This is a genomic window from Providencia sp. JGM181 (assembly GCF_018257375.1).
GTDB classification, from domain to species: domain Bacteria; phylum Pseudomonadota; class Gammaproteobacteria; order Enterobacterales; family Enterobacteriaceae; genus Providencia; species Providencia lanzhouensis.
Genome location: NZ_JAERJY010000051.1, coordinates 1 through 21,416 on the forward strand (window position 1 = coordinate 1; position 21,416 = coordinate 21,416).

General features: G+C 41.5%; 17 protein-coding genes. 9 read left to right on the top strand and 8 right to left on the bottom strand.

Annotated features, from left to right (window positions below):
* Positions 1 to 147 precede the first annotated feature (147 nt).
* Positions 148 to 792: a glutaredoxin 2 gene (gene grxB, locus JK188_RS08745; RefSeq protein WP_211885503.1), complete on the top strand. Its 645-nt coding sequence runs from the start codon at positions 148 to 150 to the stop codon at positions 790 to 792.
* Between the two features lie 82 nt (positions 793 to 874).
* Here the strand turns inward: grxB and JK188_RS08750 are convergent, their stop codons facing one another.
* Together JK188_RS08750 and JK188_RS08755 are read right to left on the bottom strand one after the other, a co-directional pair.
* Positions 875 to 1,312 carry an META domain-containing protein gene (locus JK188_RS08750; RefSeq protein WP_211885505.1) on the bottom strand — a complete coding sequence of 146 codons (438 nt, stop codon included), beginning with the start codon at positions 1,310 to 1,312 and terminating at the stop codon, positions 875 to 877.
* Between the two features lie 14 nt (positions 1,313 to 1,326).
* Entirely contained in the window at positions 1,327 to 2,325 is a 999-nt protein-coding gene (locus JK188_RS08755) for a 2-hydroxyacid dehydrogenase (RefSeq protein ID WP_036948169.1), read from the bottom strand.
* Between the two features lie 276 nt (positions 2,326 to 2,601).
* On the opposite strand from JK188_RS08755, the gene JK188_RS17730 reads away from it, so the two are divergent.
* From JK188_RS17730 to JK188_RS08775, 4 genes are all read left to right on the top strand, one after another.
* Positions 2,602 to 3,111: an AAA family ATPase gene (locus JK188_RS17730; protein WP_249215390.1), complete on the top strand. Its 510-nt coding sequence runs from the start codon at positions 2,602 to 2,604 to the stop codon at positions 3,109 to 3,111.
* A gap of 235 nt (positions 3,112 to 3,346) precedes the next feature.
* Positions 3,347 to 5,989, top strand: coding sequence for a YdbH family protein (locus tag JK188_RS08765; RefSeq protein WP_211885506.1), 2,643 nt, complete (start codon positions 3,347 to 3,349; stop codon positions 5,987 to 5,989).
* Positions 5,990 to 6,027: 38 nt separating this feature from the next.
* A complete protein-coding gene (locus tag JK188_RS08770) occupies positions 6,028 to 6,213 on the top strand; it encodes a YnbE family lipoprotein (RefSeq protein WP_036948339.1) in 186 nt (61 codons plus the stop codon).
* Complete coding sequence (locus tag JK188_RS08775) at positions 6,210 to 6,539, top strand: YdbL family protein (RefSeq protein WP_211885507.1); 330 nt, start codon at positions 6,210 to 6,212, stop codon at positions 6,537 to 6,539. The genes JK188_RS08770 and JK188_RS08775 overlap by 4 nt, the downstream gene beginning before the upstream one ends.
* 99 nt (positions 6,540 to 6,638) lie before the next feature.
* On the opposite strand, the gene JK188_RS08780 is transcribed toward JK188_RS08775, so the two are convergent.
* On the bottom strand, positions 6,639 to 7,238 hold the full coding sequence (locus tag JK188_RS08780; RefSeq protein WP_036948157.1) for an FMN-dependent NADH-azoreductase: 600 nt from the start codon (positions 7,236 to 7,238) through the stop codon (positions 6,639 to 6,641).
* Between the two features lie 222 nt (positions 7,239 to 7,460).
* On the opposite strand from JK188_RS08780, the gene hrpA reads away from it, so the two are divergent.
* Positions 7,461 to 11,360 carry an ATP-dependent RNA helicase HrpA gene (gene hrpA, locus JK188_RS08785; protein ID WP_211885508.1) on the top strand — a complete coding sequence of 1,300 codons (3,900 nt, stop codon included), beginning with the start codon at positions 7,461 to 7,463 and terminating at the stop codon, positions 11,358 to 11,360.
* 231 nt (positions 11,361 to 11,591) lie between these two features.
* On the opposite strand, the gene JK188_RS08790 is transcribed toward hrpA, so the two are convergent.
* The 3 genes from JK188_RS08790 to ydgH form a co-directional block, all read right to left on the bottom strand.
* Entirely contained in the window at positions 11,592 to 11,837 is a 246-nt protein-coding gene (locus JK188_RS08790; RefSeq protein WP_211885509.1) for a hypothetical protein, read from the bottom strand.
* 155 nt (positions 11,838 to 11,992) lie between these two features.
* Positions 11,993 to 13,384 carry an amino acid permease gene (locus tag JK188_RS08795; protein ID WP_211885511.1) on the bottom strand — a complete coding sequence of 464 codons (1,392 nt, stop codon included), beginning with the start codon at positions 13,382 to 13,384 and terminating at the stop codon, positions 11,993 to 11,995.
* A gap of 331 nt (positions 13,385 to 13,715) precedes the next feature.
* The gene (gene ydgH / locus JK188_RS08800; RefSeq protein WP_154603864.1) at positions 13,716 to 14,666 is read right to left on the bottom strand and encodes a DUF1471 family protein YdgH; all 951 of its coding nucleotides are present in this window, start codon (positions 14,664 to 14,666) and stop codon (positions 13,716 to 13,718) included.
* 387 nt (positions 14,667 to 15,053) lie between these two features.
* On the opposite strand from ydgH, the gene pntA reads away from it, so the two are divergent.
* Together pntA and pntB are read left to right on the top strand one after the other, a co-directional pair.
* Entirely contained in the window at positions 15,054 to 16,583 is a 1,530-nt protein-coding gene (gene pntA / locus JK188_RS08805; protein WP_036948145.1) for a Re/Si-specific NAD(P)(+) transhydrogenase subunit alpha, read from the top strand.
* A gap of 13 nt (positions 16,584 to 16,596) precedes the next feature.
* Positions 16,597 to 17,985, top strand: coding sequence for a Re/Si-specific NAD(P)(+) transhydrogenase subunit beta (gene pntB / locus JK188_RS08810; protein WP_036948336.1), 1,389 nt, complete (start codon positions 16,597 to 16,599; stop codon positions 17,983 to 17,985).
* A gap of 186 nt (positions 17,986 to 18,171) precedes the next feature.
* On the opposite strand, the gene uspE is transcribed toward pntB, so the two are convergent.
* Positions 18,172 to 19,116: a universal stress protein UspE gene (gene uspE, locus JK188_RS08815; protein ID WP_036948142.1), complete on the bottom strand. Its 945-nt coding sequence runs from the start codon at positions 19,114 to 19,116 to the stop codon at positions 18,172 to 18,174.
* Between the two features lie 126 nt (positions 19,117 to 19,242).
* Positions 19,243 to 19,998: an FNR family transcription factor gene (locus tag JK188_RS08820; protein WP_006659880.1), complete on the bottom strand. Its 756-nt coding sequence runs from the start codon at positions 19,996 to 19,998 to the stop codon at positions 19,243 to 19,245.
* Between the two features lie 342 nt (positions 19,999 to 20,340).
* On the opposite strand from JK188_RS08820, the gene JK188_RS08825 reads away from it, so the two are divergent.
* Complete coding sequence (locus JK188_RS08825) at positions 20,341 to 21,351, top strand: NAD(P)H-quinone oxidoreductase (protein WP_211885512.1); 1,011 nt, start codon at positions 20,341 to 20,343, stop codon at positions 21,349 to 21,351.
* Positions 21,352 to 21,416: the final 65 nt, after the last annotated feature.

Below are 21,416 nucleotides of genomic sequence, written 5' to 3' on the forward strand. Positions count from 1 at the left end.
TTGAATTTATTGAGCTGAGAATTGCACTTGAAGATTTGTTAGCACCAAAATCATGATTATTTTAAAAACAGGCACTACACTAAGCATAAATATCAAGTATACTTAAGTTAACTTAATTCGCTTTATCACTGAGTGTGTGAGGGTAATATGAAACTGTATATCTATGATCATTGTCCATTTTGTGTTCGCGCCAGAATGATTTTTGGCTTAAAAAAAGTTGCGGTAGAAGAAGTGATTTTGTTGGATAACGATATCGAAACCCCAACACGTATGATAGGGCGTAAAATGGTACCTATTCTAGAGAAAGAAGATGGTAGCTATTTACCTGAGAGTTTAGATATTGTGCGCTATATTGACCGATTAAGTGAGCCTCGTTTAGCCGCAGGGGAAATTAGCCCTGAAATTGATAGTTGGTATAAAGCAGTTTCGTCGACGGTATCTAAATTAGTGACACCACGTTTTACTGAATCTGAGTTTCCTGAAATAGCGACGGAAGCGGCTAAAACCGCGTATATCCAGCGTGTTAGCAAGTTTCATGGAGATGATTTATCTGTACTGCGTAAAGAAACGCACACGCTGTTGATTGAGTTAGAGCCGCATATGGATCTATTAGATGTATGGCTAGAAAAGCGTAACAAAGCACTTGTAGATATTAATGATTTTATTATCTTCCCTGTGTTGCGTAGCTTAAGTATTGTGAAAGAAATAGGTTTTAGCACCACAATTCATGACTATATGGACCGCACATCAAAAGCGACTGGAATTAATTTGTTATTCAGCCAAGCCAAATAATATTTAAGTAATACCAATATGGACAGATAAAAAAACCGCCAAATTAAGAATGGCGGTTTTTTATCTTGCAATAAAAGTAGAATTACTGCATATAATCACTCAAAATATAAACAAGTTTATAATGCCCTTGCGTCAACGTTAAATGATCTTTGGTTAATGTTACTGTTGCACCATTTGTCAGCATACGATTAATTAAGGTATCCCATCGTGAAAGATCTTCATCTACGCACTCTAATTCTGTTTTACTTAATGTTTTAACTTTTAGTGTTGCATTATTAATTGCACCCATTCCATTAAAGTCATTACACATAGAGGCAGAGACAAACATTTTTTCACCGAATGAAATGGACGGTATGGTCTGTTTTTTGGCAATACGCTGACCATCTACTTCAGTTAAGACAAAATTATGATGCATCAGCTGCTGCTCAAGGGATTGCTGACTACTACCTGCTTTTACCTGATGGGTTTGGCAAGCGGCAAGTAACAACCCAAAGAGCGTTAGTGGGATCAATCTTTTCATGATGCGAGATCCAGCTAAGGCTTCACAACGTTCGGGCAATTTTCGCCACGACTGATCTGTTGAATATTACTCAGTGTTGTTAAGCTGATACTTGTTAAGGCTTCTTCGGTTAAAAACGCCTGATGGCCGGTAAATAATACGTTATGACAAGAAGATAATCGGCGGAATATATCATCTTGAATTACATCATTAGATTTATCTTCAAAGAATAGATCTCTTTCATTCTCATACACATCCATACCTAATGCGCCAATTTTTTGGGATTTGAGCGCATTAATCGCGGCAGCCGAATCGACTAAAGCTCCACGGCTGGTATTGATGATCATTACGCCTGATTTCATGCGATTAAACGCGTTTTCATCCAGCAAATGGTGGTTTTCCGGTGTTAAAGGACAGTGCAGAGAGATAACATCGGATTCCCGATACAAGGTGTCTAAATCGACATATTCGGCACCCAGATCAAGGACGGCTTGGCTTGGGTATGGGTCATGAGCCAGTAGGCGCATTCCAAACCCTTTTAAAATTCGTAACGTGGCTTGACCAATTTTACCTGTACCAATAATGCCCGCAGTGCGGTTATGCATGTTAAAGCCAGTTAGGCCTTCGAGAGAAAAGTTAGCATCTCGAGTACGTTGATACGCGCGATGAATACGGCGATTCAAGCATAGCATCATGCCAACAGCATGTTCTGCAACAGCTTCAGGAGAATAAGCAGGAACGCGAACGACTTGAATTCCCAACTCATGGGCTGCATCTAAATCAACATTATTAAAGCCAGCGCAGCGTAACGCGAGAATATGCACATCGAGAGCCGCGAGCTCTTCCAGCACAGCACGGTTTGCTTCATCATTAACGAAAATGCAAACTGCGTCAGCACCGACGGCATTTTTAGCTGTCTGAACCGTTAATGGAAAATCAAAGTATTCAATATTAAAATTAAACTCTGATTGTTGGTTGACCTGTTCCATATGTTTGCGATCATACTGTTTGGTGCTATAGGAAACAATTTTCATCAGAGGAACTCCATAATTTATAGGAACCAATAAATGACAAAGTGTAGGTAAAATAAACAAACCTACAAAAATATGCGTTCAGAATAAGGCAATTAGTGGCGTAAATCACCTCTAAATTAAGAAAATATCTTACTGTTTACGTTTGGTTTTCGTTTGCTCACTATCTTTAACAAAGACAGCCATTTTTAGTGTTAAAATAATGCAACTGTTAAGTTTTGTTTTTCTTCTTTTACAGAATAGATTGGTTTTAGAGAATAAAGAACGTTAAGGAGCAGCGTGAAAATTTGCATTATTGGTATATCGGGAGCAGGAAAAACAACGCTCGCTCAGAAGTTATCGGAAGAATTTAATCTCACTGCATATGGCTACGATGACATTTATTGGAATAAAACCCAAACGGAGTACGTTAAAAATTCGCCGGAAACCATGAAATCACTGATTTCGGAGATAAAATCTAAAGAAAGCTGGATAATGGAAGGCTCTTATGACAAGCGTTTAGCGCCTTTTTTTGCGGATTGCTCATTAATCATTCGGCTCAACATTCCTTATCGAGTTTGCGCTTTTCGGATCATTAAACGCTTTTTAATATCGCAATTAAAGGGCGTGCGACCAAAAGAAACCTTCATGAATACGTTAGAATTACTGCGTTTCGCTAAACAATTTGATCAGCGATTGGATGATTTTTTTGCAGCTAATCCGATGTTTGCCGAAAAAGTGAAGGTTGTGCATGATGCACCATCATGTTCTCGTGCAATTGCCAACTATGCAGCATCACATAATCATTAAGAACTGACTGAAAATAATGAAGTAACGGAGTGAACATATAGGGTTAAGTTGTTCATTTCTGCTTTAAAAGATTAGAATATATTTATCTAAATAGAGAAAGTTATTATGGAAATGACCTACATCGCAATGCAAGTCGTTGAACTGCTCGTTCCAATGCATCCTTTCGCTTTATTTTCATCCATCTCATCAATGATATTTATCGCTGCTTCATGAAGATGATGCTCAGAGAATATTTATGAAACGGGCAATAAAAATACTGTTTTTCTTATTAGGAGTGAGTGTTGTGCTCCTAATCATATTATGGTCAACATTAACCCGTTGGGCGCCCGTTGTTGCGAGTCATTTTTTACCGCCAGCAGTGACGCTGTCACTTTCTGAGCCACAACTTGTTAATCATCAAATTAGATTTCCGAGTGTGGGATTAAGTGCAAATAATTGTTCTCTTGTCACAGTAACGGATGCCCGAATCTCTTTTTTCCCGATTAGAGCCAAAATTGATGGGCTTGATGTTAATGCGGAATGTTTGGATAGCATCAAAACGAGTGAGGAGTCACCAAGTTCTCCTATCAATATCACAGAGATACTGGATGCACTCCCTAAATTTTCACTCGTCATTGATAAAATCACACTGCATTCTTGGGAACAATATCAAGGGAGTTTATGGTTACGCAGTACCGCTGACTCTCCACTTATGTTGGATTATCAAGGGGAAAATGTACGGGTTTCTTCTTTTGTTAATTCACAAAATCAGCTGATTGTGCAGCAATTTTCGGCAACATTACCTCAGAGCACATTAGCGTTAGAAGAGTTGCAAACACTGGATCAACGTAAGCCACAAGAAGAACCTCAACATATTGAATTAACCGCGCAATTGGCTTTACCTCTGACGACGGCTCAACTGCCTGAAACGGGAGATATCGAAGCTCAATTTAAGCTTATTGAGTTAAATAAACGCTTAAATACAAAACTGCATTGGCAGCGCGACCAAGGCTTGCTGACCGTTACAGATCTTGAGCAGCGGCAAGAATTATTTCATCTTCCATGGCAGGTTTCATCATCACAAGTGATCGTAACGGATGGCCAATGGCGCTGGGATGACGCACAAATTCCACTTCATGGTGGAATTGCATTTCAAATTGATAACTGGAATCAATCCTTGAGTGAGTTTGTGGTTTCAGGACGTTTGAACATGTTGACTGATGCAAAAAAAGGAAAAGCTAACTTAGTCCTTACCCTTGAACCTAGCCGTATCAATCTCCTCGATGCAGATATTGATTTTAGACTCAACGGTCAAGTGAAATACGATGACATGGTGCTGGATATCAATTTGCCAGCAAAAATTGCAGGTCAGTTGGTTTCACCCACCGTTGCATTTATGCCCGGCTCATTAATGAGAGCCTATGGGCAGGTTTCACCGACAATTCTGTTACGGGAAATACGCTTACCTTTGGCGGGTGCGCGTTTAAATGCCGATGGAATTTCGGGGCGCTTACAAGCGATTTTAAAAGTAAAAGAACAGTACTGGGGGGATTTTGATATTCACCTCGATGGTAGCGCGAATAAGTTTAATATTGATAAAGGTAAATGGTTCTGGAATTACTGGGGAAATGCTCAGCTACCTGCGTTAGCCGCTCGTTGGGATGTGAAAGGTAACGGTAATTGGCAAGATACACAATTAACGCTCAATAGTTTAAATACGGGGTTTGACCAAATTAAATATGGTTTACTCTCCATGTCTGCTCCACGTCTTAAATTGACATCCCCGTTGGTTTGGCAGCGAGATCACGCAAAAGCGGATTTTTATGGGGCGTTGCAATTAACCAGTAATCGAATGTTATTTGGTGCAGATAGCTATTTGCCTAAAATTACGGTGAATGCGCAACTTAAAGGAACATCCCCAGCCAGTTTTCAGTTAAAAGGGGATTTAAGTACTAGGCAAGTAGGGCCTATCGTCATATTTGGGCGCTGGGACGGTGAACGTCTGCGTGGTGAAGCACGTTGGCCTGAGCAGTCAGTGAAAGCATTTCAAACATTAATTCCGAAAGACCTAAATATTGAATTACGAGAAGGTAAGCTATTTTCTCAAGCCGCTTTTTCCATGACTCCAGAAAATGGTTTTATTGCGGGTGGGCATTGGCGAGTGCAAAATACGAGCTTATGGATGAAGGATGGTGAGCTTAATGGTTTGGATTTTGTCTTACCATGGAAATTGCATAATAGTACGTGGACATTAGGTGAAAAATCGCCCGTTGAATTACGAATAAAACATGTCACGAACTTATTCGAATTCACCGATATCAAAGCGGATTTATCGGGAACGTATCCGCCAACGGAAACCCACCCGATCCAGCTTAGTAATGTTGGTTTTAAAATGTTAGGCGGTGAAATTAATCTCGATTTACTTCGCTGGCCACAAAATAAACCCGCGACGATAAGTGTCCACCAAGTGGAACTTAGCGAGTTATTCACAAAACTAAAAGTTTCACAATTTGCGGTTTCTGGTCGAGTAAATGGCGAGTTACCATTTTACCTGAATAATCCTGATTGGATTATTAAAGGGGGATGGATGGAAAATAGCGGACCTTTGACATTACGCTTAGATACCAATTTCGTGGAGTCCATTGCCAAAGATAATATTTCAGCGGGATCGGCGATTGGATGGCTACAATATCTTGAAATTCAACGCAGTCGTACCGATGTGAATGTCACAAACTTGGGATTGCTCACTATGTCGACTATTCTTGAAGGGTATAACACCAAAGAAGCCAAAAAACGTGAAGTTCACTTAAACTATCACCATGAAGAGAATATTTTTCAGTTATGGCGCAGTTTACGTTTTGGTACTGGCTTAGAAGAATGGCTCGAAAAGAATATATAAAAGGGAAAAGGACTAACGTGAAAACATTAAAACTGATCATGATGATGGCAATGGCGTCGCTATTAACGGCATGTTTACGCGTAGAGGTCGCTACGCCAGATAAACCAATTAACATCAATATGAATGTTAAGATTGAACATGAAATCCAAATTAAAGCGGACCGACAAGTCGAAGAGTTATTAAAGGAAAACAGCGATCTATTCGGTGAGGTACCTGCAAAATGATTAACTGGTTTAAAGTCGTCACGTTATGTTCCACATTAAGCATATTTTCTGCATTTGCTCTGACTGTGGAAGAAGGTAAAACTCACGGTCTGGTAGGGGAAACCTTATCAGGATATTTGGCGGTAATTGACCAAAGTAGTGCAGATGCAAAGCAATTGGTTGAACATATCAATACTGAAAGAAAAAACCGATATACAGAAATTGCAGATAAAAATGGGCTTAAAACCAACGATGTCGCAAGAATGGCAGGGCAAAAATTGGTTGAACGTGCACCCGCGGGAGAATATGTACGCGGTATTAATGGGCAATGGATGCTGAAAAAATAAAAATGCGCACTATTTTTAATTTTAGATGAAATAAGTGCGCATTATTTTCGATGCTAAATTAAGAACCAGCAATAAAGCGTTATTTAACAAGGTATACTGTTAAGCAATCAGTGAATCAATATGGTTTTTCGCATGTGATTGCGCTTTCTCTGCTGATTCAGCGCCTAACGAGGTGCCTTCCGCGAAAACAAACTCAATGTTTTTAATGCCAATGAAATTCAAAAATAGGGTGATGTAAGGCACCATGATATCCGTTGGTGTATCTTTATAAATCCCGCCTCGGCTAGTCAGAACATATGCACGCTTATTGGTTAATAGCCCCACAGCACCTTGTTCGGTATATTTAAAGGTATGACCAGATCGAGCGATAAAATCAAAGTAATGTTTCAGCTGAGAAGGCACTGAAAAATTGTACATCGGTGCGGTGATCACTAAAACATCGCTTTGTTTAATCTCATCAATGAGTTGATTTGATAGGTTTAAATGTGCTTGTTGCTGCTCAGTTTTAGTGTCAGTAGGTGCAAAAGCTGCTAAAATTTCGCCATCAATCGCAGGGATCGGCTGGTTAACTAAATCTCGAACTATAAATTCATCATCGGGATTTTTTTCTTGCCACTGTTGTACAAAATAATCAGCCATTTTATTGCTGTGTGAATAATCTGCCAAAATGCTTGATTTCAATAGTAGTACTTTACTCATTATTTTCCTCGAAACTCATGTGTCTATCTCATCAGATAATGATGATACTCGGTATGTGGCAGATTAATAGGAAGAAATTTAGAAGTCATACTTCAAAAAAACTGATGGTATTTGTATGAGATAACTAAAATCATAAAACAAACCTAAATATTATCTTTAGCCACCACATGATTATAGGTTGATGAGTGGCGTTATAATGAATTGAAAAATAAGGATTTAAGAATGGATCCCATTCTATCAGCATTACATGCTGGAATTGAACAAACATCACTGCGCGATCAATGGCAACTGAAGAAACGCCTTCACGGCATCGCAAAAATACAAGATCAAAAATCTCGTATGGCAGTTATCGAAGTCATCAAAGGGGATATTGAAAAGGCAAAACAGAAGGTTGAGAAAAAACGTCTGAATATGCCAAAAATTGTTTACCCTGAAAACCTACCAGTTAGCCAAAGAAAACAAGCTATTTTTGATGCGATTAATCAGCATCAAGTGGTGATCATTGCCGGTGAAACAGGGTCAGGTAAAACCACGCAGATCCCTAAAATTTGCTTAGAGCTGGGTCGTGGCGTGAAGGGCTTTATTGGTCATACTCAGCCAAGAAGATTAGCGGCTCGCTCAGTGGCTTCGCGCCTTGCACAAGAATTAGAGTGTGAGCTAGGCGCAAACGTCGGTTATAAAGTTCGCTTCAGTGACCAAGTGAGTGATACCACCCAAGTTAAATTAATGACGGACGGTATTTTACTGGCGGAATTGCAGAATGATAAGTTACTGCTGCAATACGACACAATTATTATCGATGAAGCCCATGAGCGCAGTTTAAATATTGATTTTATTTTAGGTTATTTACGTCAATTATTGCCTAAGCGCCCTGATTTAAAAGTCATTATTACGTCAGCGACGATAGATCCAGAACGATTCTCTCGACACTTTGGTCATGCGCCAATTGTTGAAGTCTCAGGGCGGACATACCCAGTTGAAGTGCGTTATCGCCCAATTATGGGGGACGATAATGACAGCGAACGCGACCAAATTGACGGTATCATCGATGCCGTTAATGAGTTAGGACGTGAAAGTGCCGGCGATATTCTGATTTTCATGAGTGGTGAGCGAGAAATTCGTGATACCGCCGACGCCTTATCCAAGCTACAGTTGCGCCATACGGAAGTCTTACCGCTATTTGCACGGTTATCTAACAGTGAGCAAAACCGAATTTTCCATCCTCATGGCGGCCGTCGAATTATTCTTGCCACTAACGTAGCTGAAACCTCGTTGACGGTTCCGGGGATCAAGTATGTGATTGATACGGGTTATGCGCGTATCAGCCGTTATAGTTATCGCACCAAGGTACAACGCTTGCCTGTTGAGGCGATTTCACAAGCCTCTGCTAATCAGCGTAAAGGGCGCTGTGGTCGTGTTTCGGACGGTATCTGTATCCGCTTGTATTCCGAAGAAGATTTCTTATCTCGACCAGAGTTTACCGATCCTGAGATCCTGAGAACCAACTTGGCGTCGGTCATTTTGCAGATGACCTCAATCGGACTTGGGGATATCGCGGCATTTCCATTCGTTGAAGCACCGGATAAGCGCAATATTCAAGATGGTGTCAAATTACTGGAAGAGTTAGGTGGGATCCAACCTCACAAAGATGCAGACAAAGGTTATCGATTAACCGATATCGGGCGTCAGTTAGCACAACTCCCCGTTGACCCGCGTTTAGCGCGAATGGTGATAGAAGCCAGAAAGTATGGTGCGGTACGCGAAACTATGGTGATCGTTTCGGCATTATCGATTCAAGATCCCCGCGAAAGACCGCTGGATAAACAGCAAGCTTCTGATGAAAAACATCGACGTTTCCATGATAAACAATCGGATTTTCTGGCATTTTTAAATCTGTGGGATTATTTAAAACAGCAGCAAGAGGAATTATCTAACGCACAATTTAGAAAAATGTGCCGTCAGGATTTTCTTAACTATTTGCGAATTCGCGAGTGGCAAGATCTCTACACGCAGTTGCGCCAAGTCGTGAAAGAACAAGGGTTTGCTATCAATAGCGCCCCAGCAGATTTTCGCAGTATTCATGTCTCGCTATTGGCAGGATTGCTCTCGCATATCGGCCAGAAAGACGCTGAAAAACATGAGTTTACGGGGGCGAGAAATGCGAGATTTACTATCTTCCCTGGTTCAGGTTTATTCAAAAAACCACCGAAGTGGACGATGGTTGCTGAACTGGTTGAAACCTCAAAGCTGTGGGGACGGATTGCGGCTTCGATTGATCCTGAATGGATAGAACCACTCGCAGAGCATTTGGTGAAACACCACTATAGCGAACCCCATTGGTCAAAATCAGAGGGTGCGGTCACTGCATCGGAAAAAGTGACTTTATACGGGTTGCCGATTGTGGCTTCACGCCAAGTGAATTATGGTTCGATTGATCCATTATTATGTCGTGAATTATTTATCCGCCATGCGCTGGTGGAAGGTGACTGGAATACTCGTCACGCTTTCTTCAGAGCTAACCTAAAACTGTTATCAGAAGTGGAAGATTTGGAACACAAATCACGCCGCAGAGACATTTTAGTGGATGACGAAACGCTATTTGCGTTTTATGACCAGCGTATCCCGAATGATGTGATTTCCTCTCGCCATTTTGATAAATGGTGGAAAACTGCATCAAAACAGCAACCGGATTTGCTCAGCTTTGAAAAAAATATGCTGATCAAAGAAGATGCTGGGAATGTGTCGGCGCTTGATTACCCAAATTATTGGTATCAAGGCGATCTTAAATTCCGTTTAAGCTACCAGTTTGAGCCAGGTACTGACGCCGATGGTGTCACTGTTCATATCCCATTAGCTATTTTGAATCAGGTGCAAAATGTGGGCTTTGACTGGCAAGTTCCGGGTCTGCGCCATGAATTAATCGTTGCGTTAATCAAATCATTGCCTAAGCCTATTCGCCGTAATTTTGTACCCGCGCCAAATTATGCTTCTGCATTTTTGGAGCGAGTTCCGACCCCGGAAGGTAGCGTGTTAGATAAGCTAGAGCGCGAACTGCGTCGAATGACGGGGGTAACGGTTGAGCGTGAGGCTTGGCAATTAGATCAACTTCCAGTGCATTTAAAAATGACTTACCGAGTGGTGAATGACAAAAATAAAACTGTCGCGGAAGGGCAAGATCTGGATGCGTTAAAAGACAGTCTTAAGGAAAAAGTGCAAGAAACACTGTCCGAGGTTGTGGATGATGGTATTGAACAAAGTGGCTTGCATATTTGGAGTTTCGGTGAGTTGCCACAACGTTATGAACAAAAACGCGGGGGATATTCAGTTAAAGCCTATCCTGCGTTAGTGGACGAAAAGAACAGTGTGGGGATCCGTGTTTTTGAAACTGAATTCGAGCAACAGCAAGCAATGTGGGGCGGCGTTCGTCGATTATTACTGTTAAATATTCCTTCGCCAATCAAATATTTGCATGAAAAGCTACCGAATAAATCCAAATTAGGGCTCTATTTTAACCCTTACGGCAAAGTGCTTGAGTTAATTGATGACTGTATCGCGTGCGGTATTGATCAGCTGATTGCAACTTATGGCGGTGCCGTATGGACTGAAGAGCAGTTCGAATCATTAAAAGAGTACGCGAGAGCGGAATTGAACGATGTGGTTGTGAATATCGCCAAGCAAGTTGAGCAAATCTTAACGGCTGTATTTGCTATCAATAAACGGCTGAAAGGTCGCGTCGATTTTTCGATGGCGCTCGCATTGTCTGATCTCAAAGCTCAAATGTCAGGATTGGTATTTAAAGGGTTTGTGACAGAGCAGGGCTGGAAGCGATTACCGGATATTTTGCGTTACTTAAACGGCATTGAACGTCGGTTAGAAAAGTTAGCCATCGATCCAAATCGTGACCGTGCTCAGATGAGCAAAGTTGAACACGTACAAACTATGTGGCAGCAGTGGATGAGTAAACTTACGCCACTACAAAAGCAGTTACCGGAAGTACAGGAAGTTCGCTGGATGATTGAAGAGTTACGCGTGAGCTTGTTCGCCCAACAATTAGGAACTCCATATCCGATATCGGATAAACGGATCATTCAAACCATGGAAAGTTTAACGCAGCAACTGTAGTTAGGGGGCAATGATAGCGTTAGGCTGACGATAATTTATTGGATAATAAGATAAAAATGCGCGATTGGGTCACTGTGCCGCTCGCGCATTTTTATTATTAGATTATTAATTACGGATAAGCTTTACTATCCAACCCCAATTTAGTTACAACATACCAATGGATTGGTACCACCTCTACATTAACAATTGAGTTGTTTGCAATATATTTATCTAGCTAGCGCTGTTTTGGATTTATCGTTCAATAGTTCGTTCTATTTGTTGCTGAGTCGCTAATTTAAACTGAAAGCCTTCGACACGCTCCTGCGCTTTAATTCTAGGTAACTTTTGCTGAAAGAGGCTTGATGGTTGAGTAGGGAATGATTGGGTTACGGCTATTATGCTTTGAGCCACCAAATGCGGTACTTCTGACGACGAATGAATAAGAGAAGGGCGTTCCGCAAATGTGACTGTACGCTGATTTGTTGGGATTAGATTCATTTGAGTTTCCTTATTGGTGAATAGTCATTCAAAAACTACATCACAAAAAAGGATGAGAATTGTAAAAAACGAGGAGGTTGGTCAGGGGGAAATGAAGATAATAAAAAATGAGCTAAATTTAATGGGTTAAATTTAGCTCATTAATAAAGAGTGGATTACGCTAACAGGGAATATAAAGCTGGTACTGAGGCTATCGCAATCCCAAATGCTAAAATTTTCTCTATTAATTTCAGTGGGGCTTTTGCTGTTTGCTGTGAACGAGCATACAGAAAAAGAATGATCCCCGGCGCATAAAGTACCACGGAGAGCATCAAGTTAATCAATCCTGACGCGTACAACAGCCATAATCCATAGACAGCAGCAACAAAACCAACCGCGAGCAGGGCTTTGCTATGGCGTTGATAAGCAACTTTGACTAAGAAGGCACCGACTAAAAAGTAAGGAACCAAAATCATCTCTGAAGCGATAGTCAGCAGAGTATTGTAGTTACTGCCACTTAACCAAATTAGCACTAATGATAGTTGAACTGCACCGTTGGTGAACCATAACGAGGAAGATGGTGCATCATTTTTATTTAATTTATTGAAAATTTTAGGGAATGATTGGTATTGTGCGGCAATATATGGAACTTCAGCGGCCATAATTGTCCAGCTCAAATACGCGCCACAAACAGAGATAATCAAACCTGCGGCAATAATGATGTCACCGCTAGAGCCAATTAAAGAGACCATTAAAGTCGCCATCGACGGGTTTTTAATCTCAGCCAGATCGGCACGAGGCATGATCCCAAGAGATAGTAGGGTGACAAGAATATAGATAATTAATGCGGAGCTTACCGCAAAAATGGTAGCTAGACCGACATCTCGGCGGTTTTTCGCCCGAGCGGAGACGACGACCGCCCCTTCAATACCAATAAAGACCCACAGAGTGATCAGCATGGTGTCTTTTACTTGTTCCCAAACGGGAATGCCAAGGTCAATACCGCTAAAATCGGCATCAAAAATATCGAGCTTGAAGGCAAAGAATGCGAGTACGATAAATAACCCAAGAGGGACTAATTTCGCCATCGTGGCGAGTTTGTTGATCCCCGCCGCAGTTTGCACACCGCGAAGAACTAAGTAATGCACAACCCACAGTAAGATAGATTCACCGATTAGAGCTTGCCAAGTATTACCATCGCCAAACACAATGTTATCCGGTGTATCGGTGAAGAAGCTGATCGCGGCAAAGACAATCACTAAATAGGAAACGTTGGCGACAACAGCACACAACCAATAGCCCCATGCAGAACAAAAGCCAATAAACTCACCAAATCCTACTTTTGCATAAGTAAATATTCCGCCATCCAGGTCAGGACGAATTCTGGAAAGGAGTAAAAGAGAGAATGCAAGAAATAAGATCCCTACGCCCGTGATGGACCAGCCGATAATTAACGCTAATGGGCTTGCCACTTCAGCCATATTCTGAGGAAGGCTAAATACACCAGCACCAACCATTGAGCTAAGAACTAGCGCGGTGAGTGCAGTAAGGCTTAATGTATTTTTCAATGTATATCCTGGTTGTTGTGCAATCAAAAGTTAAAATCACGTTAAGATAGCAATGCTATAAATGGATTCACTGTCACAGCTTTTAAATCCAGTTGGATCACCTGCTAAATTAGAGTGTGGATTCTACGAATGAAATGCGCCAGATGCAATGGGAAAATATGCACAGAACAAGATGTTTTATTCACTTTCGCTATTTATGGTAAATAGGCTCACATTTTATAAAGTGCTAATTTGAGCTGTTAAGGAATAGGTATCAGGAAGTAGGGCAATGCAAACAAAAAAAGCCAGCTTAATATTTAAGCTGGCTTTCATAATAAAGTAGAGCTATCGACTATTTGAACAGGTCTGCACTGATGGTGACGCTGCCACCATTCGACTGCCATTCACGAGTGATATGGTAGTATTTTGCACCTTTAGCTTCTGCACGTTTGGCGATTTGATAACGAACTTCTGGGGTATTGGTGTAATAACCAGAGAAGGTAATGGAATCAAATGGAACCATCATGGCTGCTGCTGTTTTGTTCACTTCTTCAATGACATAACCACTTGGTAATGTCACGCTAGTACGACCCGGCTGGCTTGAGGAAGTTTCGAAGAAACGGCCAACCGCTTCGGTTGGTTCTTCTGAGCTTGCAACACCTGGGATCAGAACTTTATCAGCGGCTTCACCACCCTGCGCTAACAACGCACGACCCGCTTCTGAATCAGCAGGAACAACTGCTTCTTCTTTTTGAATTTGGCGCTTAGGTGCATCTTTCTTATAGATATATGCGGTTGCTAAAGTGTTACCGCCGTCATTCATGGCTACGTTACGAACCACATAAAATGAGGCTGCATCTTTTTCTTTGGCTTTTTTCGCGATTGCTTCGTATAAGTCAGGTTCAGATGGGTAGAAACCACTTACAGTGACGGCATCAAAAGGTTGATACACTTTTGCGTCCGCTTTAGACATTTCTTCAACACCACCGAAAACTCGGCGAGCAGATTCTTCACGTTTTGATGCATCTTTTGCGTACACATCAGCAACAACACGCATGTTGCCACTGTCACCTACATCATCAAGGCTTTGAATGTAAAAGGCATAAGCCCCCATCTTATCAGCCCTACGGGAAACTGCATCGGATGCTTCATAGATAGCATTAAAACGCCCAGTGACGGTTATACGCTCATAAGGTTGTAATTCAGTAGCCTGTTTTGGCGTTAATTCAACAGCCGCCTGTGTAGCGGTTATACTAGTTAATGATAGCACCGCGGCTGCGATGACCGTAGTTTTCAGCTTCATACAAAATCCTTCCGCCTTGCGCAATTTATTATAAACATGCTGAATAATAGTAGTAACACATGGCGGTGATTATTACACGTAACTGCCCATGTTGTCGCACTATTTTATTTTTATAAGACACAAATAATGATTGACTAGTCAAATTTACCAGTTTTTTTAAAGTATCCAGTATTTTATTGACCTAAAACTAAGATTTCCACGGTGAATTCCATTTACTGTCTTAGAATCGTGATCAATTATGGATCAATAAGGCTAATTTCAGTAGGTTATTAGAACATTTTACAGCTGTTCAACGACAAAATAGGACTTTTCCTTTTGATAAGGCAGTCATTTTTTTGGCGAATAACCTACAACATAGATTACTTCGAGCTTTAAAAAGGGAATATTATGCGAATTGGTATACCAAGAGAACGACTTGCCAATGAAGCGCGTGTTGCCGCTACACCATCAACAGTCACCCAATTGTTAAAATTGGGTTTTTCGGTGTGTGTTGAGCAAAATGCGGGACATTTAGCAAGTTTTGATGATGCAGCTTATGAGCAAGCTGGTGCAGAAATTGTCTCTCGTGAGAGCGCATTTTCTGCGGATATTGTGTTTAAAGTGAATGCACCATTGTCGGACGAAATTCCTTTATTAAAAGAAGGGGCGACTTTAGTCAGCTTTATTTGGCCGGCGCAGAACCCTGAGTTAATGGAGGCATTAAAAGCCCGTAATATCAACGTAATGGCAATGGATGCAGTGCCGCGTATCTCTAGGGCGCAATCGCTTGATGCATTGAGCTCAATGGCAAATATCGCCGGTTACCGCGCGATTGTGGAAGCAGCTCATGAGTTTGGACGCTTCTTCACCGGACAAATTACTGCTGCTGGTAAAGTACCGCCAGCAAAAGTGATGATCATCGGTGCGGGTGTGGCGGGCCTGGCTGCGATAGGTGCAGCAGGTAGCTTAGGCGCAATTGTTCGCGCATTTGATACTCGCCCTGAAGTGAAAGAGCAAGTTCAAAGTATGGGTGCTGAGTTCCTCGAATTAGATTTTAAAGAGGATGCGGGGAGTGGAGATGGTTACGCGAAAGTGATGTCTGAAGCCTTTATTAAGGCAGAAATGGCGCTATTTGCTGCACAAGCAAAAGACGTGGATATCATTGTAACGACAGCGCTTATTCCGGGTAGACCTGCGCCAAAATTGATCACCAAAGAGATGGTTGAATCAATGAAGCCAGGCAGTGTGGTGGTTGATCTTGCTGCACAAACGGGCGGTAACTGTGAGCTGACTCAAGCGGATAAATTGGTTGTCACCGATAATGGTGTCAAAATCATCGGTTACACCGATTTACCAAGCCGTTTACCAACGCAATCATCTCAGCTATATGGTACTAACCTTGTTAACTTGATGAAGTTGTTATGCAAAGAAAAAGATGGCGAAATCACGATTGATTTTGATGATTTAGTCATTCGCGGCGTTACGGTTATCAAGCAAGGCGAAATCACCTGGCCAGCACCGCCAATTCAAGTTTCAGCTCAGCCACAAGCGAAGCCGAAAGCCGTTGAAAAGGTGAAAGCGCCAGAGAAAAAGATGTCACCGGTAACCAAAATGGCGCTGATGGCACTGGCTATCATCTTGTTTGGATGGTTCGCCAACTCAGCTCCAGCCGAGTTTTTATCGCACTTTACCGTCTTTGCGCTAGCTTGTGTGGTGGGATACTACGTGGTGTGGAACGTCACCCATGCGCTGCATACCCCGTTGATGTCGGTCACTAACGCCATCTCAGGGATTATTGTTGTTGGTGCATTGCTGCAAATTGGCAGCGGTGGCTGGGTAAGTTTCTTATCCTTTATTGCGATCTTGATCGCAAGCATCAATATTTTCGGTGGGTTCACAGTAACTCAACGTATGTTAAAAATGTTTCGTAAGGGATAAGGAGTAACTTATGTTGTCAAGTGGAGTTGTGACAGCAGCCTACATCGTTGCTGCTATCCTATTTATTTTCAGCCTTGCGGGGCTATCTCGCCATGAAAGTTCTCAACGCGGGAACACATACGGCATTATCGGTATGGGGATTGCCCTGATTGCAACCATCTTAGGACCTCATAGCGCGAATGTGGGTTGGATGATTGTGGCAATGGTGATCGGTGCCGTAATTGGTATTCGTTTAGCCAAAAAAGTTGAAATGACTGAAATGCCTGAGCTGGTTGCTATTTTGCACAGCTTTGTGGGTTTGGCAGCGGTACTTGTGGGCTTCAACAGCTTTATTGCAAGTGAAGGTCACGCCAGCAGCGTGATGGAAAATATTCATTTAACGGAAGTTTTCTTGGGCATTTTCATCGGTGCGGTCACGTTTACAGGCTCAATTGTGGCTTATGGCAAACTGTCGGGAAAAATGTCATCGAAGCCGATGATGTTACCAAATCGCCATAAACTTAACCTTGCAGCCTTAGTCGTTTCATTTATTTTGCTGGTTATTTTCGTTAAAACTGACAGCGTTGGCTTGCAAGTATTTGTTATGTTGATCATGACCGCGATTGCATTAGCCTTCGGTTGGCATTTAGTTGCCTCTATCGGTGGTGCAGACATGCCAGTGGTTGTTTCCATGCTGAACTCATATTCAGGATGGGCAGCGGCAGCGGCAGGTTTCATGCTCAGTAATGACTTACTTATCGTGACAGGGGCCTTAGTTGGTTCATCGGGTGCTATCCTTTCTTATATCATGTGTAAAGCAATGAACCGTTCGTTTATCAGTGTTATTGCTGGCGGGTTTGGTACTGATGGTTCATCAACAGGTTCTGAAGAAGAGATGGGCGAATACCGCGAAACGACAGCGGAAGAAGTCGCTGAAATGTTGAAAAATTCAACTTCAGTGATTATTACTCCGGGCTATGGTCTGGCGGTAGCTCAGGCGCAGTATCCGGTGCATGATATTACGGCAAAACTGCGTGAACGCGGTATCAATGTTCGTTTTGGTATTCACCCAGTTGCAGGGCGCTTACCAGGACACATGAACGTACTGTTAGCGGAAGCGAAAGTTCCTTATGACATCGTATTAGAAATGGATGAAATTAATGATGATTTCGCCGAAACAGATACGGTGCTGGTTATCGGCGCGAATGATACCGTGAACCCAGCGGCACAAGAGGATCCAAATAGCCCAATTGCGGGTATGCCTGTATTAGAAGTTTGGAAGGCAAATAATGTCGTTGTGTTTAAGCGCTCAATGAATACAGGGTATGCGGGGGTACAAAACCCACTGTTCTTTAAAGAAAATACTCAAATGTTATTTGGTGATGCGAAAGCCAGCGTGGATGCAATTTTAAAAGCGCTGTAATTGCTTATCATTGACAATATAAAATAAAATGCCCTGAATTCAGGGCGTTTTTATATCTGAATATTCGCTTTTTATTATTAATCGAATTATGAGTAATTAAGAATGGTCATTAAGAAGATAATAGAAAAAAGCTCATAAATATTTCTATTTATGAGCGTCTAAATTTGATTGTTATTGCCAGTTTAACTAATCATCTGCGGCACTAATAGGGCAGACAAAACCGTCAGGTTTAATCGCTAATAAATCGCATTTTAGCTTATCAATAACATGTTCTGCCGTATTCCCTAAGAAGGCAGCTGAAAGCCCAGTACGACCTAATATACCGAGCACCACGACACCCGCGTGTAGTTCTTCACACATGTCAGGGATGATTTTTTCAGGTAGCCCTTCACGAACATGGGTATATTTCTCATCAATCGCAAATTTCTGCCGCAGGCTTTTCATGGCTATCAGATGCTGACCGCGTAGGGCATTGTTATACAAGCTTGGGTCAAAATCAGGCAGCTCAATGGCAATGTTCATTGGCGCAATCGGGTAAGCGCTAACTAAATGAATTTCCTGCTCTTTAATAACCCGTCGCGCGAGATCTTGGGTTTTTTCAACCAATTTAATATTTAGGTCATCATGGTAAGATTCTTCATTAGAAAGATTCACTGCAACCACAACAGAACCGTGATCTGGCCAAACTTTATCTTTTACCATCCAAACAGGACACGGGCATTTTCTTAATAAATGCCAGTCTAGCGGGGTAAAAATGATGGACTCTAAGTTGTCAGTTTGATGCGCCATTTTCAGTAGAAGGTCATGTTGACCGCTGATCACTTCCTGAATGATGGCTTCATAAGGCTTGTTGTGCCAAATGACTTTAATTTCTATCTCAATACCCGCTTCTAAATAAAAATGGGCTTGCTGTTTGATCCAAGCAGCTTTTTGGCTGATCACCCCTTTGCGCATCGCATTGCGTTCTTCAGGAGAAAGCAGGGTGGTCATATCATAAGATAGGTCGTAGATAGGCAGGAAGGCTTTTATCCGTCCGCCATTACGCTGCACGATATAAACTGCACGCCTTAATGCCGGTTGATCATCCTGATTTGGGTCGATTGCTACTAAAAGATTTTTATAGTTAGCCATGCTGACATCCTCTCAATAAACGGATAGTTCCATCTCTCTAAACTATGTTATTGGGGATAAATACGCAAGAAATGTGATTAAAAAGTAACAACGGATCACAAAGTTTGTGACCCGTTTATAGGAATACTAGCAAGAAACAGGGGATACTTTACCAGCGATATCAGTCAGTTTCGCCATATCGTCGATGGTAATATATTTACCTTTAACGCTGAGCATACCGCTTTTTTGGAAGCGGCCTAACAGACGGCTAATTGTCTCAACGGTTAAGCCAAGGTAATTACCAATATCGCCACGAGTCATGGTGAGTCTGAATTCTCTTGGTGAGAAACCACGCTCAGCAAAACGATGAGATAGGTTAAGAATAAATGCAGCTAAACGCTCTTCCGCATTTTTCTTAGATAATAAGAGGATCATTTCTTGGTCCCCTTTAATTTCACCGCTCATCAGGCGCATAATTTGCTGGCGCAGGTTAGGCATTTTGCCAGATAAATCGTCCAGCGTTTCAAATGGAATTTCACAAACCATTGAAGTTTCTAGCGCTTGAGCAAAACTTGGGTGCTGTGTATGAATAATGGCATCAAAACCAACGAGGTCGCCCGCTAAGTGGAAACCAGTGATTTGCTCATCGCCTTCTTCAGTAATGGTGTAGCTTTTAATTGTGCCAGAGCGAATAGCGTATAAAGAACGTAATTCATCGCCGGCTTTAAATAAAGCTTGGCCTTTTTGAATAGGTTTTTTACGTTCGATAATATTATCGAGTTGATCCAGTTCGTGTTCATTCAGAGTAAAAGGAATACACAGCTGACTAATACTGCAATCCTGGCAATGAATAGCACAACCACCAGACTGGATGCGACGAACAACTCTTTTTTCTGGGATCATATTAAATGCTCAATCAGGTTAAAATTATTGATATGAGTCAATTTTAGCATAAGATAATTGATCAGGTAAGGGCTATATAAGACAGAAACGAGTTATTAAATAAAAAAGCAAAGAATGCTAAATATACCAATCTAATAGATTCAGCAGATCATGCTAATTTACGGGATATTCGCAATTTCATGATTTGACATATATTAAATACATAAATTTAATATATAAAAAGAGGGTCAAAAAACTTAATAAAAACACGTTTTATTTTACGTCATTTATTAGCATTAAATTAACACAAGAATAAACAGAAAAATATCATTTTTTCCTATTAACTTATAAAAAGAGGTCATAATGAATAACAATTTGATGTCGTTGCCCCCATTAATGACAGCTGTCGACATTATTGATCCAAGCGTTTCGGATGAACTGCAGCTAATAGAAATTCCGCTCCCTAAACTCCTTCCTGGTCATTTAATCGTTAAAGTGGAAGCCTCAGGTGTTAACCGTCCTGACATTTTCCAACGCAAAGGCTCATACCCACCACCGCCAGATGCTTCACCAATCATGGGACTTGAGGTATCAGGTACAGTTGTGGCTAAAGCTGATGATGTAACAACGTGGGCGATAGGCGACCGAATTTGTGCACTTGTAGCAGGTGGTGGTTACGCAGAGTACTGCTTAGTGCATCAGGATATTGCTTTGCCATTAGGAAATTTATCCTTTGAAGAAGGGGCTGCTATCCCAGAAAACTTTTTTACTGTTTGGGCGAATATGTTCCAGATTGGGCAGTTGAAAAAAGGGGAAACAGTACTTATTCATGGTGGTACCTCGGGTATTGGTAGTGTCGCCATCATGTTAGCAAAAGCCTTTGGTGCCACGGTGATAACGACGGTTGGCTCAGAAGATAAAGCGATAGCGGCGAAATCACTTGGTGCGGATTGTGTGATTAATTACCGAACAGACGATTTTGTTAAAGTGACTCAGGAGTATACAAATCATCATGGTGTGAATATGGTCGTCGATATTATTGGTGGAGACTATGTCAGTAAAAATTACGTAGTAGCCGCAAAATTTGGACGGATTATCCAAATTGGCATGATGAAAGGAAACCCAACTCAGCTGAACATGATGCCAATGATGGTAAAACGTTTAACCCACACTGGATCGACAATGCGCTCTCGAAGTAATGAAGAGAAAGCGCAAATCGCAAAAGAGCTGCATCAGCAAGTTTGGGGAATGTTACAGAATGGTAAGATAAAACCAATAATTAACAAAATATATACATTGTGTCAGGTGGAACGTGCACATCACCATATGGAGTCAGGGGATTTGATTGGTAAAATTATTTTAATAAACAGGTAGCTACGACCTAACTATTTTTTAATCTTTATATAATTAGATAATAATTACGTAGGGTATTATTTGTT

Bases quoted from the DNA above. Each gene is read 5' to 3' on its own strand.
- pntA (WP_036948145.1), top strand. From the start codon at position 15,054: ATGCGAATTGGTATACCAAGAGAACGACTTGCCAATGAAGCGCGTGTT.
- JK188_RS08820 (WP_006659880.1), bottom strand. From the start codon at position 19,998: ATGATCCCAGAAAAAAGAGTTGTTCGTCGCATCCAGTCTGGTGGTTGT.
- JK188_RS08790 (WP_211885509.1), bottom strand. From the start codon at position 11,837: ATGAATCTAATCCCAACAAATCAGCGTACAGTCACATTTGCGGAACGC.
- JK188_RS08750 (WP_211885505.1), bottom strand. From the start codon at position 1,312: ATGAAAAGATTGATCCCACTAACGCTCTTTGGGTTGTTACTTGCCGCT.
- JK188_RS08755 (WP_036948169.1), bottom strand. From the start codon at position 2,325: ATGAAAATTGTTTCCTATAGCACCAAACAGTATGATCGCAAACATATG.
- hrpA (WP_211885508.1), top strand. From the start codon at position 7,461: ATGGATCCCATTCTATCAGCATTACATGCTGGAATTGAACAAACATCA.
- ydgH (WP_154603864.1), bottom strand. From the start codon at position 14,666: ATGAAGCTGAAAACTACGGTCATCGCAGCCGCGGTGCTATCATTAACT.
- JK188_RS08765 (WP_211885506.1), top strand. From the start codon at position 3,347: ATGAAACGGGCAATAAAAATACTGTTTTTCTTATTAGGAGTGAGTGTT.
- JK188_RS08780 (WP_036948157.1), bottom strand. From the start codon at position 7,238: ATGAGTAAAGTACTACTATTGAAATCAAGCATTTTGGCAGATTATTCA.
- uspE (WP_036948142.1), bottom strand. From the start codon at position 19,116: ATGGCTAACTATAAAAATCTTTTAGTAGCAATCGACCCAAATCAGGAT.
- JK188_RS08775 (WP_211885507.1), top strand. From the start codon at position 6,210: ATGATTAACTGGTTTAAAGTCGTCACGTTATGTTCCACATTAAGCATA.
- grxB (WP_211885503.1), top strand. From the start codon at position 148: ATGAAACTGTATATCTATGATCATTGTCCATTTTGTGTTCGCGCCAGA.
- JK188_RS08770 (WP_036948339.1), top strand. From the start codon at position 6,028: ATGATGATGGCAATGGCGTCGCTATTAACGGCATGTTTACGCGTAGAG.
- JK188_RS08825 (WP_211885512.1), top strand. From the start codon at position 20,341: ATGAATAACAATTTGATGTCGTTGCCCCCATTAATGACAGCTGTCGAC.